Below are 15106 nucleotides of genomic sequence, written 5' to 3' on the forward strand. Positions count from 1 at the left end.
GCTGGAGTCATCCACTCGAAGGAGCCACTGATGACCACCGCCCTCCCCACCCGCACCCTCGGCACCACCGGCCCCCGCACCGCCGCCCTCGGCCTCGGCTGCATGGGGATGTCCGCGCTGTACGGCGAGGCCGACCGCGCCGAGTCCATCGCCACGGTGCACGCCGCGCTCGACGCCGGGGTCACGCTCCTCGACACCGGCGACTTCTACGCGATGGGCCACAACGAGATGCTGCTCGGCGAGGCCCTGCGCACCGCCCCCGCCGCGGCCCGCGAGAACGCGCTGACCAGCGTGAAGTTCGGCGCCCTGCGCGGCCCGGACGGCGCGTGGAACAGCTATGACGCCCGCCCCGAGGCCGTGAAGAACTTCGCCGCGTACTCGCTGCAGCGCCTCGGCGTCGACCACATCGACATCTACCGGCCCGCCCGCCTCGACCCCGAGGTGCCGATCGAGGAGACGGTCGGCGCCATCGCCGAGCTCGTCGAGCAGGGCTACGTACGCCACATCGGCCTGTCCGAGGTCGGCGCGGACACCATCCGCCGGGCGGCGGCGACGGCCTCGATCTCGGACCTCCAGATCGAGTACTCGCTCATCTCGCGCGGCATCGAGGACTCGATCCTGACCGCCACCCGCGAGCTGGGCATCGGCATCACCGCGTACGGCGTGCTCTCGCGCGGCCTGATCTCCGGCCACTTCACGCGCGACCGCGAGCTCGGCGCGGGCGACTTCCGTGCCTTCAGCCCGCGCTTCCAGGGCGAGAACCTCCAGCACAACCTGGACCTCGTCGACCGGCTCCGCAAGATCGCCGAGCAGAAGGGCGCGAGCGTCGCGCAGATCGCGATCGCGTGGGTGACCGCGCGCGGCGAGGACATCGTGCCGCTGATCGGCGCCCGCACCCGCGAGCGCCTCACCGAGGCCCTGGGCTCGCTCGACGTCACCCTGGACGCCGCCGACCTCGCCGCCATCGAGGAGGCCGTGCCCGCCGACGCCGCGGCCGGCGACCGTTACCCGGCGTCCCAGATGGCACACCTCGACAGCGAGCGCTGATCAGCGCCGGGTAACTTCATAGCCATGGCCCCCGAGACCCTGACCCCCGAGCGCATCCTCGCCGCGACCGAGGACGTGCTGCGCCGACACGGCCCCGCGAAGGCGACGGTCGTCGACGTGGCCCGCGCGCTCGGGGTCAGCCACGGCTCGGTGTACCGGCACTTCCGTACGAAGGCGGAGCTGCGGGACGCGGTCACCAAGCGCTGGCTGGACCGGACGACGGGCGTGCTCGCCGAGGTCGTCGCGGGCGACGAGGCCCCCGCCGCCAAGCTGCGAAGCTGGCTCTCGGCCCTCTTCGAGGCCAAGCGCCACAAGGCGGGTGACGACCCGGAGCTGTTCGCCACGTACTCGGTGCTCACCGAGGGGCAGGGCGGCGTGGTCGACGCACACATCGCCGAACTCACGGGCCAGTTGACGGACATCGTCCAACAGGGCGTGGACAGCGGCGAGTTCGAGTCGCCGGACGTCTCCGCCACGGCCCGCGCCGTCTTCGAGGCGACCGCCCACTTCCACGACCCGGCGTACGCGGCGACGTGGTCGCGCGAGGACGCGCAGCCGGCGTTCGCCGCGCTGCTCTCCCTCATCCTGCGCGGCCTCGAAACCCGCTGACCCGTAAGGCCGTTAGATCTCTTCCGGGGCGGCCGGGTCCACGGTCGCCTGATGGGCCTCCCCCAGATGTTCCTCGGCCTTGAGCCACGGCAGGAACTGCGCGGCCTGCTCCCACCCGCACGTCTCGCACGTCAACTGCCGCCGCACACCAGCCTTTTCAACCCGCACGACGTGGTTCCGCCCGTGCTGATCCCACCGACTGACCTTGCTGCTCGTCATATGAGGCATGCCGGCCAGTGTGCCGCACCACCGAACTCTTCAAGCCCCTGCGGCGATTGAGCAGGCTTTTCAAGCGCAACGCCGCCGGGGCCCGCCCCACCGCCACAGCGATGGAACGGACCCCGGCGAACAGAACCCGCAGCTCTACGTCAGCAACCGACCAGCCGACTGGCCAGGTACCCCTCGATCTGGTCGAGCGACACCCGCTCCTGCTTCATGGTGTCGCGCTCGCGCACGGTCACCGCGTTGTCGTCGAGCGTGTCGAAGTCGACCGTGACGCAGAACGGCGTACCGATCTCGTCCTGGCGACGGTAACGACGGCCGATGGCGCCCGCGTCGTCGAAGTCGATGTTCCAGTTCTGCCGCAGCGCCTGCGCGAGCCCCTTCGCCTTCGGCGACAGCTCCGGGTTGCGCGACAGCGGAAGCACCGCGACCTTCACCGGAGCGAGCCGGTGGTCGAAGCGCATGACGGTGCGCTTCTCCATCTTGCCCTTGGCGTTGGGCGCCTCGTCCTCGACGTACGCGTCCATCATGAACGCGAGCATGGCGCGGCCGAGACCGGCCGCGGGCTCGATGACGTACGGCGTGTAGCGCTCGCCCTTCTCCTGGTCGAAGTAGGAGAGGTCCTGGCCGGAGGCCTTGGAGTGCGCCGACAGGTCGTAGTCCGTGCGGTTGGCGACGCCCTCGAGCTCGCCCCACTCGTTGCCGCCGAAGCTGAACCGGTACTCGATGTCAGCGGTGCGCTTCGAGTAGTGGGAGAGCTTCTCCTTCGGGTGCTCGAACCAGCGCATGTTCTCCTCGCGCATGCCGAGGCCCGTGTACCAGTTCCAGCGCTGCTCCATCCAGTACTCCTGCCACGCCTCGTCCTCGCCGGGCTTGACGAAGAATTCCATCTCCATCTGCTCGAACTCACGGGTGCGGAAGATGAAGTTGCCGGGCGTGATCTCGTTACGGAACGACTTGCCCGTCTGCGCGATGCCGAACGGCGGCTTGCGGCGCGAAGTCGTCTGCACCTGGCTGAAGTTGGTGAAGATGCCCTGCGCGGTCTCGGGGCGCAGGTAGGCGACCGAGCCGCTGTCCTGCGTCGGGCCGAGGTGCGTGGAGAGCAGGCCGGAGAACTGCTTGGGCTCGGTGAACGTGCCCTTGTTGCCGCAGTTGGGGCAGCTGAGGTCGGCGAGGCCGTTCTCGGGGAGCCGGCCCTTCTTCGCCTCGAACGCCTCCTCCAGGTGGTCCGCGCGGAACCGCTTGTGACAGGAGGTGCACTCGGTGAGCGGGTCGGTGAACGTGGCGACGTGGCCGGAGGCCTGCCAGACCTCGGTCGCCAGGATCACGGACGAGTCGATACCGACGACGTCCTCGCGCGAGGTGACCATGTAGCGCCACCACTGACGCTTGAGGTTCTCCTTCAGCTCGACGCCCAGCGGCCCGTAGTCCCAGGCGGCGCGCTGACCACCGTAGATCTCGCTGCAGGGATAGACGAAGCCACGGCGCTTGCTGAGGCTGACGATGGTTTCGATCTTGTCGGCGGCCACGGTGCTCTCTTCATTACGACGACGGTGAGCGCGCTGGATACGCGCTCCGGGAGCGAATGCTTCAGGTTACCGGCGGGCCTACCCCCCGAACCAAATCGGTTCGCGGGACCGAGCATGACGAAGGCCGTGACGAAGGCCTCGACGGACGCCTTGTTGACAACGGTTTCCAGTTTTGTTGAAAATGACTGTCATGAACGTACGCATCCCCCGCCGCTCCCGCCGCCTGATACCCGTCGCCGCCGTCACCGCCCTCGGTCTCGGCGCCCTGACCGCTTGCGGCAGCTCCGCCGCGCAGGACAAGGGGAGCGACGGCAGGCTGAGCGTCGTCGCGTCGTTCTATCCGATGCAGTACCTCGCCGAGAAGATCGGCGGCGACCACGTCGACGTCACGAACCTGACCGAGCCCGGCCAGGAGCCGCACGACCTGGAGGTCAGCGCCAAGCAGCGCGCCCAGCTCGAGGAGTCCGACGTCGCGGTCCACCTGAAGGGTCTCCAGCCCTCCGTGGACGAGGCCATCGACCAGTCGGACATCAAGACGAAGATCGACGCCGGCACCCTGACCTCCCTCGAGAAGCACGGCACCGAGGTCGACGGTCACGACCACGGGCACGCCGAGCACACCCACGACGAGGAAGCCGCCGACCCGCACATCTGGCTCGACCCGGTGAAGTACGCCGAGGTCGCCGAGGGCGTCGGCAAGGCCCTGGAGAAGGCCGACCCGGACCACGCCGCCGACTACAAGAAGAACACCAAGGCCCTGGTCGGCGAGCTGGACGAGCTCAACACCAAGTTCGAAAAGGGCCTCAAGAACACCAAGTCCTCGACGTTCATCACCACGCACGCCGCCTTCGGCTACCTCGCCGAGCGCTACGGCCTCACCGAGGAGGCCATCAACGGTCTGGACCCGGAGAGCGAGCCCAGCGCGGCCCGCGTCAAGGCGCTCCAGAAGATGGCCAAGGACGACGGCGTCTCCACGGTCTTCTACGAGACGCTCGTCAGCGACAAGACGGCCAAGACCCTCGCGAACGACGCGAAGCTCAAGACCGATGTGCTCGACCCGATCGAGGGCATCACGAAGAAGTCCAAGGGCGACGACTACGTCTCGGTCATGGAGTCGAACCTGGCCGCACTCCAGAAGGCGCTGGGCACCAAGTGACCCCGGAGGAGGGCGACATGGGCGACACGGGCGATCGGGAAGCCGTCATCTCGCTGAGCAACGTGACGGCCGAGCTCGGCGGGCGCCCCGTGCTGCGCGGCATCGGCCTCACCGTGCACCGCGGCGAGGTCGTCGCCCTGCTCGGGGCGAACGGGTCGGGCAAGTCCACCGCCGTCCGCAGCGTCATCGGGCAGGTCCCGACCACCGGCGGCGGCATCGAGATCTTCGGCACGCCGCGGCGGCGCTTCAAGGACTGGGCGCGCGTGGGCTACGTACCGCAGCGCACGACGGCCGCGGGCGGCGTGCCCGCGACGGTGTCCGAGGTCGTCTCCTCGGGCCGCCTCTCGCGCGCCAGGTTCGGCATCCTGCGCAAGGCCGACCGGGACGCGGTGACCCGTGCCCTGGAACTCGTCGGGATGGCGGACCGCGCGAAGGACTCCGTGGACGCGCTCTCCGGCGGCCAGCACCAGCGCGTGCTCATCGCGCGCGCCCTGGCCTCCGAGCCCGAGCTGCTGATCATGGACGAGCCGATGGCGGGCGTCGACCTGGCGAGCCAGGAGATCCTCGCGGCGACGCTGCGCACGCAGGTCGCGGCCGGCTCCTCCGTCCTCCTCGTACTCCACGAACTCGGCCCGCTGGAACCGCTGATCGACCGCGCGGTCGTGCTGCGCGACGGCTGCGTGCTGCACGACGGCCCGCCCCCGAAGGCCGTCGGCCAGCACGCGCTGCCCGGCCACGACCACATCCACCCGCACACCCACGCGGGCGCCGAACCGATCCGCACAGGACTGCTGAGCTGACTGCCATGGAACTTCTCTCGTACGACTTCATGCAGCGGGCGCTGCTGGCCGCCGTCCTCGTCGGCATCACGGCCCCGGCCGTCGGCATCTACCTCGTGCAGCGCCGCCAGGCCCTGATGGGCGACGGCATCGGCCACGTCGCGATGACGGGCGTCGGCCTCGGCTTCCTGCTCTCGACGTCCCCGGTGTGGATGGCGACGCTGGTCTCGGTCCTGGGCGCCGTGATCATGGAACTGATCCGCTGGTACGGGAAGACGCGCGGCGACATCGCGCTCGCGATGCTCTTCTACGGGGGTATGGCGGGCGGCGTCATGTTCATCAACCTGGCGCCCGGCGGCTCCAACGCCAACCTGAACTCGTACCTCTTCGGCTCGCTCTCGACGGTGTCGCAGAGCGACGTCCTCGCCATCTGCCTGCTCGCGGCCTTCGTGGTGGTCGTGACGGTCGGCCTGCGCAAGCAGCTGTTCGCGGTGAGCCAGGACGAGGAGTTCGCGCGGGTCACGGGCCTGCCGGTGCGCTTCCTTAACCTCCTGATCGCGGTCACGGCGGCGGTCACGGTGACGGTCGCGATGCGCGTCGTCGGCCTGCTCCTGGTCTCCGCGCTGATGGTGGTGCCGGTGGCCGCCGCCCAGCAGCTGACCCGCAGTTTCAAGGCGACGTTCGTGCTCTCGGTGGCGCTCGGCGTCGCGGTGACACTCGGCGGCACCGCGACCTCGTACTACCAGGACGTGCCGCCCGGAGCGACGATCGTGCTCCTGGCCATCGCGGCCTTCATCGTCCTCGCACTGCTCGCGAAGCCGCTCGCCCGGCGCAGGGCCCGAGCCGTCCCGGCGGCGCCCTCCGAGTGCCCGATCCCGGAGCAGGCGGCGACTCCTTCGCTTCACGGATGACCCGCGCACAGCGCCGCCTGGCACAATGGCGGCGATACGTACGTGCAGGGATGTGAGGAGGAACCCGTGGCAGCCCCAGTTCGAGGCAGGTCGACCCGCCAGCGTGCGGCCGTGGCGACGGCGCTCGACGAGGTGGACGAGTTCCGCAGCGCCCAGGAGCTGCACGATGTCCTCAAGCACAAGGGTGACTCGGTCGGGCTGACCACGGTCTACCGGACGCTTCAGTCCCTCGCCGACGCGGGCGAGGTCGACGTCCTGCGCACCGCGGAGGGCGAGGCGGTCTACCGCCGCTGCTCCACGGGTGACCATCATCACCACCTGGTCTGCCGCGTCTGCGGCAAGGCGGTGGAGGTCGAGGGCCCCGCGGTCGAGAAGTGGGCCGAGTCGATCGCCTCCGAACACGGATACGTCAACGTGGCCCACACGGTCGAGATCTTCGGCACGTGCGCGGAGTGCGCAGCTTCCTAGGCCCGGTTCGGCCAAATCAAGCCCCTGCGGCGATTGAGCAGCGGGGTCCGGGGCAGAGCCCCGAGGCGTCAACCACGCGGAGCCGTCGGGGCGCTGCCCCGAGCCCCGCTCCCCAATCGCCGGAGGGGCTTAGGTCACTTGGCCGCCTCGTTCGGGATCGCCCCGCCGAACCGCCGGTCCCGCGACGCGTACTCGACGCACGCCCGCCACAGATCCCGCCGATCGAAGTCCGGCCACAGCACATCCTGGAAGACCATCTCGGCGTAAGCGCTCTGCCACAGAAGGTAGTTGGACGTGCGCTGCTCACCACTGGGCCGCAGGAACAGGTCCACATCCGGCATGTCCGCGTAGTACAGATACTTCGCGAACGTCTTCTCGCTCACCTTCGACGGATCGAGCCGCCCCGCCTTCACATCCTCCGCGAGCGCCTGCGCCGCGTCGGCGATCTCGGCACGGCCGCCGTAGTTCATGCAGAAGTACAAGGTCAGCTTGGAGTTGTCCTTGGTCTGCTCCTGGGAGATCTCCAGCTCCTTGGCGACCGACTTCCACAGCTTGGGCATCCGCCCCACCCACCGCACCCGCACACCCAACTCGTCGAGCTGGTCACGGGTCTTGCGGATGAAGTCCCGGTTGAAGTTCATGAGGAAGCGGACCTCGTCGGGCGACCGCTTCCAGTTCTCCGTGGAGAAGGCGTACAGCGAGATCGCGCCGACGCCCATCTCGATCGCGCCCTGCAACACATCCAGGACGCGCTCGGCGCCCACCTTGTGGCCCTCGGTGCGCGGCAGGCCGCGGTCCTTGGCCCAGCGTCCGTTGCCGTCCATCACGATCGCCACGTGCTGGGGCACCAGCTCGCCGGGGATCTTCGGCGGCCGCGCGCCCGACGGGTGCGGTTCGGGCGCTGTGTACTCACGGCGGTTCCGTCCGAGAATTCCGCGACGTGCCATGTTCCGGCCTCTCCCCTAGCTCAGTTCCAGCTGCCAGCTCTCGCTAGCTCTTCTCTACGTAGCGCAGTGAACGCAGTCCGCGCTCGAGGTGCCAGTGCAGGTAGGCCGACACCAGCCCGTTGCCCTCCCGTACGTACCGTGCCTCGCACGTGTCCGCCGCCTCCCAGTCTCCGGTGAGCAGCGCACCGAGCAGGTCGAGGGCCTGCGGTGAGGGTACGACGCTGCCCGGTACCCGGCAGTCGACGCAAACCGAGCCGCCCGCGCCGACGGAGAAGAACCGGTTGGGACCGGGCATTCCGCACCTCGCGCAGTCGCCGAAGCTCGGGGCGTAACCGTTGACCGCGAGCGAGCGCAGCAGGAACGCGTCGAGCACGAGGCCCGACGCGTGCTCGCCGCGCGCGAGCGTACGCAGGGCGCCGACCAGGAGCAGGTACTGCTGCACCGCCGGCTCGCCCTCGTGGTCGGTGAACCGTTCCGCCGTCTCCAGCATGGCGGTCCCCGCGGTGTACCGGGCGTAGTCCATGACGATGCCGCCGCCGTACGCGGCGATGGTCTCGCTCTGCGTACAGAGCGGGAGCCCGCGCCCGATCAGCTCGCTGCCCCGCGCGAAGAACTGCACGTCGACGTGGGAGAAGGGTTCGAGCCGGGCCCCGAACTTGGACTTCGTGCGCCGCACACCGCGGGCGACGGCACGCACGCGCCCGTGGTTGCGGGTGAGCAACGTAATGATGCGGTCGGCCTCACCGAGCTTCTGCGTACGCAGCACGACCCCGTCGTCGCGATAGAGACTCATCGCACGCCCACCTCCTGGGTGCGCGGCACGACGCCGTCTTCGCGGTACAGACTCATGCCCCCCATTGTCCCTTACGGACGACGCCCCCTTGCGAGAACAGGCCCCGGATGTGGCACCCGGCACACCACCACCTGTCCCCTACGCCCCTTCCTCACCCAGAACCTCCTGGGCGACACGGGCGATGTGGCCCACGGCAATGGTCCAACAGGCTGTTGGACCATTGAGTCCCGCACGTGAGGCCTCCCGACCGCCCTACGGCACCTCGCCCCGGCTCCTCCGGTTCTCGTACGCCGTCGCGGCGCTCACCCGCTCGCCCGTCGTCGCCACGCGCAGCACGTCCGGCGGGCAGTCCCACTCGCGCCCGCCCCCGAAGGGCCGCAATTGTACGTACGGCCCCTCATGCCCCATCACCCGTCCCACCTGACCCGTGCTCGTGTCGACCGCGTACGAACCGATCGGCGGTTTCATGGCGTTGCGCTCCTGTCGTCCGTCCCTGCGAGGAGCACGGCGGCGAGCCGGGCCACCGTGTCAACCGGACAACGCCCCAATTCCACCAAGGGACACGGGGCACTCCGTGCGATTGACCCGGGATCGATGCCGAGCGAGGGCAGCACAATTCCCGCTCCGGCGAGTGCGGCTCGCAATGTCTCCACCGTTTCCTCGGCTTCCTCCACGCACAGCGCGGCGTGCTTCGATTGTTCCGTCACGTGGCTCCCCTGCCTCATTGGATTTAACGCTTTGCGTCTCCACGGTGGCGCGCTGTCCCTACAGTGGGGAGAGGTCTGCGCACTACAACTGCGGGGCTCGACTTGGGGGTTGGCCATGGCCAAGGGTTCGCGCCAGGCGGCGTGGGAGTTCTTCGGGGTGGAGCTGAAACGGCGCCGCGAGGACGCGGGGCTGACCCAAGTGGAGTTGGGGATACGGGTATTCGTTTCCGGCGGCTACATCGGCCAATTCGAACAGGCAATTCGCAAGCCGCAGTTGGATGTAGCCCGCAGGATCGACGATTCGCTGCAAACCGACGGTATTTTCGAGCGGATGTGGCGAAGTCTCATCGATGACCGTCGCTACGCGGGGTATTTCGCGGCGGCAGCCGAGCTGGAGGCGCTCGCGACGGAGATCAGCGAATTCGCGCCGGCGCTGGTACCGGGGTTGCTGCAGACGGCGGCTTACGCGCGAGCGGTCACCCTCGCCATGAACCCGTTCGCCACGGACGAGTACATCGAGGAGAAAGTGTCCGGCCGCATGGAGAGGGCTACGGTCCTCAGGGACGCTACCCGGCCCGAGTATTGGGTGATCCTGCACGAGAACGTGCTGCGCATCCCGGTGGGCGGACGCGCCGTGATGGCCGAGCAGTTGGGGCACGTTGCGGCGCTGGCGCGGCGCCGTACGGCCGTGGTTCAGGTACTTTCGTACTCGGCCGGGGCCTACGCCATCATGACGGGCGACCTGAGGCTGATGGAGTTCGAGGACGCCCCGCCAACGGCCTATACAGAAGCGGTGTATTCGGGGAATCTGCTGGACGATCCAGCCGTGGTGCACCGCGCACAAGCGGCATACGATCAGCTCAGGGCCGCCGCGCTGTCGCCGGAGGCGTCCCTGGCCCTGATCGATTCGGCGGCGGAGGACCACAGACGATGCGCGAGTACGACCTGAGCAACGCACGCTGGCGCAAGAGCTCTTTCAGCGACGGCAATGGCGGCAACTGCGTCGAGGTCGCCCACGACTTCGTCGGCGCCGCCCGCTGGCGCAAGTCGGCGTACAGCGGTGGCGACGGCGGCGAGTCCTGCCTCGAAGTCGCCGACGGAGTCCCCGGTGTCGTGCCCGTCCGGGACTCCAAGGTCAGCGACGGTGCCGTCGTGGTCATCGGCGCGGCAGCGTGGTCCGCGTTCGTGACGGGGGCCGTGGCGGCGCCCTGAGCGGGTCGCTACCCCGCGGGGCCGAAGCCCCGACGAGGCCGTGCGGCACGAGCCGGCAGTCGGTCCGGGGCAGAGCCTCGCCCCTTCCAGCCCCGCCGGCGCTTGAGGCGCGGGGCCCGGGGCGGAGCCCCGATCATTCCAGCCCCTGCGGCGATTGAGCAGCGGGGTCCGGGGCAGAGCCCCGCGACCGCGACCCCGGGTCAGCTGGGCGTTCGGGAGGCCGCCGCCAGCAGCTCGCCCACCTCATCCGTGCACAGCGTCAACGCCGCGCCCACCGTGCCGAGCACATCCCGCTCCCCCGCCGAGTACACCCCATCCGCCAAGGCGATCCGCGCACCCTGCAGCAGCAACGACTCCCGCCCCGCCGGAGCGAGATGCTGCGCCAGCGGGTCGAGCGCCTCGTGCAGCTCTATGGCGAGCCCGGCCCCCGCCCCGCACTGCTCGGCCACCCGCCCCGCATCGGTCATCAACGCCTCGACGAGCGCCGCGAGTTGCTCCTCGCAGGAGTCCTCGAACCCGGCCTCCCGCAACGTACCCACCGCACATTCGAGCGCCAGCGGCGACGTGCCGCCGCCCGCGAGTACCGCGAGCACCACCGTGTGCACGGCGTCCCGCAGCATCGCCGAGAAGCGGTGCGTGGTCGGGTGGTCGAGCGCGTCCGTGCCGAACCGGCCCTCACAGGCCGCGCATTCGGCGACCGGACCCTCCTGCCCGCGCGGCAGGACGGGAACGCCGAGCAGCACCAACCGGCGTTTGCCGGTACGCCGTTGGTAGTTGCGATCGCCGCCGCACCCCGGACAGAAGAACTCGCCGTCGCCCACGGTGGTCCATATGGTGTGCACCCCGAACACCCGTGAGAGCCCGGTCAGTCCCATGCGTCCATGATTCGGCAGCACGTCGCACACCTCCCGTCGTGGCACCGCATCATCGCGGCGTTGGCGTGATGTTAGCCACATTGTTGATGCGGCGTCAGTACCTTGGTCACGCCGAGGTCACGGAACTTCTCGTTCCTGGCCGGGACACGACACGGCCCCGCACACCCACAAAAGGTGCACGGGGCCGAGAAGCCGCAGGTCAACTGCCCTAGGACCTGCCCGGCGGGTCCTGCCGCGGTCGCGGGGTCCGGCACGCACATCTGCGGCGTTGTCGTCGGTTGCCAACGCTCCGCGTTGTCGCCCTTCTCCGCCTTGCAGTTGCACGCACCAGACCCCGCTCACCGGCACCGAACATTCGCGGCCACCCGGATGCGGCCCGACCCGCCGGGCAGGTCCTAGCGGGTAGCCCGGTTGACCGCCGAGACGACCGCCTTCAGCGACGCACGTGTCGTGTTCGCATCGGTGCCGATGCCCCACAGAACCTTGTCCCCGATGGCGACCTCGATGTACGAGGCGGCGACCGCGGAGGCGCCCTCGCTCATCGTGTGCTCCTGGTAGTCCAGCAGACGGGCGTCGATGCCGATGCCCTGCAGGGCGTGGAAGAAGGCGGAGATGGGGCCGTTGCCGGTGCCCACCAGGACCTTCTCCTCGCCGTCCACCTCGGCCTCGACGGTCAGCGTGTCCACGCCGTCCGTGTCGGTCGTGGTCTGCCCCGTCTTGACCTGGATGCGGCCCCACGGGTTGTTCGGGTTCGGCAGGTACTCGTCCTGGAAGGTGTTCCAGATGTCCTTCGGCGTGACCTCGCCGCCCTCGGCGTCCGTCTTCTGCTGGATGACCTTGGAGAACTCGACCTGCATACGGCGCGGCAGGTCCAGGCTGTGGCCGTCCTTCAGGACGTACGCGATACCGCCCTTGCCGGACTGCGAGTTGACGCGGATGACGGCCTCGTAGGAGCGGCCGACGTCCTTCGGGTCGATCGGCAGGTACGGGACGGCCCACTCGATGTCGTCGACGGTGACGCCCTTGGCTGCCGCGTCGGCCTCCATCGCGTCGAAGCCCTTCTTGATGGCGTCCTGGTGGGAGCCGGAGAAGGACGTGTAGACCAGGTCGCCCACGTACGGGTGGCGCGGGTGGACCTCCATCTGGTTGCAGTACTCCCACGTGCGACGGATCTCGTCGATGTGGGAGAAGTCGATCTGCGGGTCGACGCCCTGCGAGAACAGGTTCATGCCCAGCGTGACCAGGTCGACGTTGCCGGTGCGCTCGCCCTGCCCGAACAGGCAGCCCTCGACGCGGTCGCCGCCCGCCATCACGCCCAGCTCGGCGGCGGCGACGGCGGTGCCGCGGTCGTTGTGCGGGTGGATGGACAGGCAGACGTACTCGCGGCGCGACAGGTTGCGGGACATCCACTCGAAGCGGTCCGCGTGCGTGGACGGCGTCGAACGCTCCACCGTGGCGGGCAGGTTGAGGATGATCTCGCGGTCCGGGCCCGGCTGGTAGACGTCCATGACGGCCTCGCAGACCTCCAGGGCGAACTCCAGCTCGGTGTCCGTGAAGATCTCGGGGCTGTACTGGTAGCCGAACTTCGTCTCGGGGCCCAGCAGCTTCTCCGCGTACTCCATGACCAGGCGCGTGCCGTCGACGGCGATCTGCTTGATCTCTTCCTTGGAGCCGCGGAAGACGACGCGACGGAAGACCGGCGCCGTGGCGTTGTACAGGTGGACCGTGGCGTTCTTGGCGCCCTTCAGGGACTCCACGGTCCGCTCGATCAGGTCCTCACGGGCCTGCGTCAGTACGGAGATCGTGACATCGTCCGGGATCGCGGCCGGGTCCTCGATGATCGAGCGTACGAAGTCGAAGTCCGTCTGCCCCGACGCGGGGAAGCCGACCTCGATCTCCTTGTAGCCCATCTTGACCAGCAGGTCGAACATCGCGCGCTTGCGGGCCGGCGACATCGGGTCGATCAGCGCCTGGTTGCCGTCGCGCAGGTCCGTGGAGAGCCAGCGGGGGGCGGTGGTGATCCGCTTGCCGGGCCAGGTGCGGTCCGGGATGTCGACCTGGTCGTACCGGCCGTACTTGTGGATCGGCATGCTGCTGGGCTGCTGGCGGTTTGCCATGATGCGTGGGCTCCTCGGAGGTGGCCTTGAAGGCGGCCGACGGCGCAACACCAAACTCCGCGGGGAGGGAGCCGGCCTTGTCTACAGGCCCTCGCCGCGGCAGCTAAGGAGAAGCAGCCCGAATCGCATAGTGCTCTGCACCCTAACCGAGTCCCGTCGTTCGCGAAGGCCCGTATCAGTATGCGGGATCGTGGACAGGTAACGGGTAAGAGGTGATCAATACCTCTATTTCGCTAATCATGGTGGCAGGTAGTGACAGCGTCATCACCCGGTGCCAGATTGCCTCGCATGACCGCAAACCCAACGGGGAACCCACAGGGGTTCGAGCCCGTGTTCTGCACCATCGTGCCGCCCCACATCCTCGACAAGGCAGCTCAGGCCGGGGATTCCGCGATCGCCTCCAGGGCCCGCCGCTCCCTGGAGCGCGACGCCTTCGAGCGCACGCAGCGCCGGATGACGACAGTCATCGGCGCGCCCTCCGTCGCCCCGCCCGCGGGCGTCTCGGGCCAGAAGCCGCACCGCACCATCTACGACGCCCGGCACCGCACGGAGCTGCCGGGGCGCAAGGTGCGCGGCGAGGGCGACAAGCCGGGCAAGGACGCGACCGTCAACCGCGCGTACGCGGGGCTCGGCGCGACGTTCGAGCTGTACATGGAGAAGTTTTCCCGCTACTCGATCGACGGCAGCGGCCTGCCGCTGAACGCGACGGTGCACTACTCCGAGGAGTACAACAACGCGTTCTGGAACGGCGAGCAGATGGTGTTCGGCGACGGTGACGGCGAGATCTTCCTCGACTTCACCATCCCCGTCGACGTCATCGGCCACGAGCTGACCCACGGCGTCACGCAGTACACGGCGAACCTGACGTACTTCGGTCAGCCCGGCGCCCTGAACGAGTCACTGTCCGACGTCTTCGGCTCGCTCATCAAGCAGTACACGCTCGGCCAGACCGCCGCCGAGGCCGACTGGCTGATCGGCGCGGGCCTGCTCGCGCCGCGCGTCACGGGCGTCGCCCTGCGCTCCATGAAGGCGCCCGGCACGGCGTACGACGACGATGTGCTCGGCAAGGACCCGCAGCCCGCCGACATGGAGCACTTCGTGAAGACGGGCCGTGACAACGGCGGCGTGCACATCAACTCCGGCATCCCCAACCACGCGTTCTACATCCTGGCCGATTCGCTCGGCGGGCACGCGTGGGAGCGGGCGGGCCAGATCTGGTACGACACGCTCACCGGCGGCGAGCTCAAGCAGGACTGCCTCTTCGTCGACTTCGCCAAGGCCACGGTGAAGGCGGCGCAGGCCCGCTACGGCGGCGGCGAGGAGTACCAGTCGGTGCTCAAGGCCTGGGAACAGGTCGGCGTCGCTACCCAGTAGGTGCGGGTTGGAGTAGACAGGAACCCATGCGTATTCACGTAGCGCGCACGGGCGGATTCGTCGGCATCGACCGGCACGCCGAGGTGGACACGGCGGGCCGGTCCGATGCCCACGAGTGGCACGCCCTGGCCGAGAAGGCGGTGGCCTCCGGCCGGAGCACGCCGCCGATAGGGGTACCCGACGGCTTCAGCTACACGATCACGGTGGACGACACCACGGTCTACTGCGCGGACCCCCGCCTGACGGAGGAGCAACGCAGGCTGATCTCCCGGGTGTTGAAGGAGGGCGCCTAATTCTCATCCCCCGGGGCTCCGCCCCGGACCCCGCTGCTCAAACGCCGCAGGGGCTTGAGATGCCACC

At 69.0% G+C, this 15106-nt stretch carries 17 protein-coding genes; 10 read left to right on the top strand and 7 right to left on the bottom strand.

Going from position 1 to position 15106, the window contains the following annotated elements; translation table 11 throughout:
* The first annotated feature begins 30 nt into the window (after positions 1-30).
* Both ACWD2L_RS24150 and ACWD2L_RS24155 read left to right on the top strand, forming a co-directional pair.
* On the top strand, positions 31-1047 hold the full coding sequence (locus ACWD2L_RS24150) for an aldo/keto reductase (RefSeq protein ID WP_351332629.1): 1017 nt from the start codon (positions 31-33) through the stop codon (positions 1045-1047).
* A 24-nt stretch (positions 1048-1071) separates the two neighbouring features.
* The gene (locus tag ACWD2L_RS24155; RefSeq protein WP_351332626.1) at positions 1072-1656 is read left to right on the top strand and encodes a TetR family transcriptional regulator; all 585 of its coding nucleotides are present in this window, start codon (positions 1072-1074) and stop codon (positions 1654-1656) included.
* A gap of 12 nt (positions 1657-1668) precedes the next feature.
* Here the strand turns inward: ACWD2L_RS24155 and ACWD2L_RS24160 are convergent, their stop codons facing one another.
* The gene (locus ACWD2L_RS24160) at positions 1669-1884 is read right to left on the bottom strand and encodes a hypothetical protein (protein ID WP_351332624.1); all 216 of its coding nucleotides are present in this window, start codon (positions 1882-1884) and stop codon (positions 1669-1671) included.
* A gap of 140 nt (positions 1885-2024) precedes the next feature.
* Entirely contained in the window at positions 2025-3407 is a 1383-nt protein-coding gene (locus ACWD2L_RS24165) for a glycine--tRNA ligase (protein ID WP_351332621.1), read from the bottom strand.
* A 190-nt stretch (positions 3408-3597) separates the two neighbouring features.
* On the opposite strand from ACWD2L_RS24165, the gene ACWD2L_RS24170 reads away from it, so the two are divergent.
* The 4 genes from ACWD2L_RS24170 to ACWD2L_RS24185 all read left to right on the top strand — a co-directional run bounded on the left by ACWD2L_RS24170 (position 3598) and on the right by ACWD2L_RS24185 (position 6721).
* Positions 3598-4563, top strand: a complete 966-nt coding sequence (locus ACWD2L_RS24170; protein ID WP_351332619.1) for a metal ABC transporter substrate-binding protein — start codon at positions 3598-3600, stop codon at positions 4561-4563.
* A 17-nt stretch (positions 4564-4580) separates the two neighbouring features.
* Entirely contained in the window at positions 4581-5363 is a 783-nt protein-coding gene (locus ACWD2L_RS24175; RefSeq protein WP_351332616.1) for a metal ABC transporter ATP-binding protein, read from the top strand.
* Positions 5364-5368: 5 nt separating this feature from the next.
* Entirely contained in the window at positions 5369-6253 is an 885-nt protein-coding gene (locus ACWD2L_RS24180; protein WP_351332613.1) for a metal ABC transporter permease, read from the top strand.
* Between the two features lie 66 nt (positions 6254-6319).
* A complete protein-coding gene (locus ACWD2L_RS24185) occupies positions 6320-6721 on the top strand; it encodes a Fur family transcriptional regulator (protein ID WP_351332611.1) in 402 nt (133 codons plus the stop codon).
* 134 nt (positions 6722-6855) lie between these two features.
* Here the strand turns inward: ACWD2L_RS24185 and ACWD2L_RS24190 are convergent, their stop codons facing one another.
* The 3 genes from ACWD2L_RS24190 to ACWD2L_RS24200 form a co-directional block, all read right to left on the bottom strand.
* On the bottom strand, positions 6856-7668 hold the full coding sequence (locus tag ACWD2L_RS24190; protein ID WP_351342462.1) for an isoprenyl transferase: 813 nt from the start codon (positions 7666-7668) through the stop codon (positions 6856-6858).
* A 43-nt stretch (positions 7669-7711) separates the two neighbouring features.
* Entirely contained in the window at positions 7712-8461 is a 750-nt protein-coding gene (gene recO / locus ACWD2L_RS24195; protein ID WP_351342460.1) for a DNA repair protein RecO, read from the bottom strand.
* A gap of 252 nt (positions 8462-8713) precedes the next feature.
* Positions 8714-8929: a hypothetical protein gene (locus ACWD2L_RS24200; RefSeq protein WP_351342459.1), complete on the bottom strand. Its 216-nt coding sequence runs from the start codon at positions 8927-8929 to the stop codon at positions 8714-8716.
* A gap of 354 nt (positions 8930-9283) precedes the next feature.
* Here ACWD2L_RS24200 and ACWD2L_RS24205 point away from each other — a divergent pair, with 354 nt between their 5' ends.
* Both ACWD2L_RS24205 and ACWD2L_RS24210 read left to right on the top strand, forming a co-directional pair.
* Entirely contained in the window at positions 9284-10117 is an 834-nt protein-coding gene (locus ACWD2L_RS24205) for a helix-turn-helix domain-containing protein (RefSeq protein WP_351342455.1), read from the top strand.
* Positions 10099-10380, top strand: a complete 282-nt coding sequence (locus ACWD2L_RS24210) for a DUF397 domain-containing protein (RefSeq protein WP_351342453.1) — start codon at positions 10099-10101, stop codon at positions 10378-10380. Before ACWD2L_RS24205 ends, ACWD2L_RS24210 begins: the two co-directional genes overlap by 19 nt.
* 200 nt (positions 10381-10580) lie before the next feature.
* Here the strand turns inward: ACWD2L_RS24210 and ACWD2L_RS24215 are convergent, their stop codons facing one another.
* Positions 10581-11276, bottom strand: a complete 696-nt coding sequence (locus ACWD2L_RS24215; RefSeq protein WP_451191277.1) for a TerB family tellurite resistance protein — start codon at positions 11274-11276, stop codon at positions 10581-10583.
* A gap of 374 nt (positions 11277-11650) precedes the next feature.
* Entirely contained in the window at positions 11651-13372 is a 1722-nt protein-coding gene (gene leuA, locus ACWD2L_RS24220) for a 2-isopropylmalate synthase (RefSeq protein WP_351342450.1), read from the bottom strand.
* A 288-nt stretch (positions 13373-13660) separates the two neighbouring features.
* On the opposite strand from leuA, the gene ACWD2L_RS24225 reads away from it, so the two are divergent.
* Positions 13661-14746 (top strand): M4 family metallopeptidase, encoded by a 1086-nt coding sequence (locus tag ACWD2L_RS24225; RefSeq protein ID WP_351342448.1) that lies wholly within the window; start codon positions 13661-13663, stop codon positions 14744-14746.
* 26 nt (positions 14747-14772) lie between these two features.
* The gene (locus ACWD2L_RS24230; RefSeq protein ID WP_351342447.1) at positions 14773-15039 is read left to right on the top strand and encodes a protealysin inhibitor emfourin; all 267 of its coding nucleotides are present in this window, start codon (positions 14773-14775) and stop codon (positions 15037-15039) included.
* Positions 15040-15106 lie beyond the last annotated feature (67 nt).

This window comes from Streptomyces sp. NPDC002754 (assembly GCF_053592315.1).

Coding starts and splice junctions, on each gene's coding strand:
- ACWD2L_RS24150 (WP_351332629.1), top strand. CDS start 31: ATGACCACCGCCCTCCCCACCCGCACCCTCGGCACCACCGGCCCCCGC.
- ACWD2L_RS24155 (WP_351332626.1), top strand. CDS start 1,072: ATGGCCCCCGAGACCCTGACCCCCGAGCGCATCCTCGCCGCGACCGAG.
- ACWD2L_RS24160 (WP_351332624.1), bottom strand. CDS start 1,884: ATGCCTCATATGACGAGCAGCAAGGTCAGTCGGTGGGATCAGCACGGG.
- ACWD2L_RS24170 (WP_351332619.1), top strand. CDS start 3,598: ATGAACGTACGCATCCCCCGCCGCTCCCGCCGCCTGATACCCGTCGCC.
- ACWD2L_RS24175 (WP_351332616.1), top strand. CDS start 4,581: ATGGGCGACACGGGCGATCGGGAAGCCGTCATCTCGCTGAGCAACGTG.
- ACWD2L_RS24180 (WP_351332613.1), top strand. CDS start 5,369: ATGGAACTTCTCTCGTACGACTTCATGCAGCGGGCGCTGCTGGCCGCC.
- ACWD2L_RS24190 (WP_351342462.1), bottom strand. CDS start 7,668: ATGGCACGTCGCGGAATTCTCGGACGGAACCGCCGTGAGTACACAGCG.
- recO (WP_351342460.1), bottom strand. CDS start 8,461: ATGAGTCTCTATCGCGACGACGGGGTCGTGCTGCGTACGCAGAAGCTC.
- ACWD2L_RS24200 (WP_351342459.1), bottom strand. CDS start 8,929: ATGAAACCGCCGATCGGTTCGTACGCGGTCGACACGAGCACGGGTCAG.
- ACWD2L_RS24205 (WP_351342455.1), top strand. CDS start 9,284: ATGGCCAAGGGTTCGCGCCAGGCGGCGTGGGAGTTCTTCGGGGTGGAG.
- ACWD2L_RS24210 (WP_351342453.1), top strand. CDS start 10,099: ATGCGCGAGTACGACCTGAGCAACGCACGCTGGCGCAAGAGCTCTTTC.
- leuA (WP_351342450.1), bottom strand. CDS start 13,372: ATGGCAAACCGCCAGCAGCCCAGCAGCATGCCGATCCACAAGTACGGC.
- ACWD2L_RS24225 (WP_351342448.1), top strand. CDS start 13,661: ATGACCGCAAACCCAACGGGGAACCCACAGGGGTTCGAGCCCGTGTTC.
- ACWD2L_RS24230 (WP_351342447.1), top strand. CDS start 14,773: ATGCGTATTCACGTAGCGCGCACGGGCGGATTCGTCGGCATCGACCGG.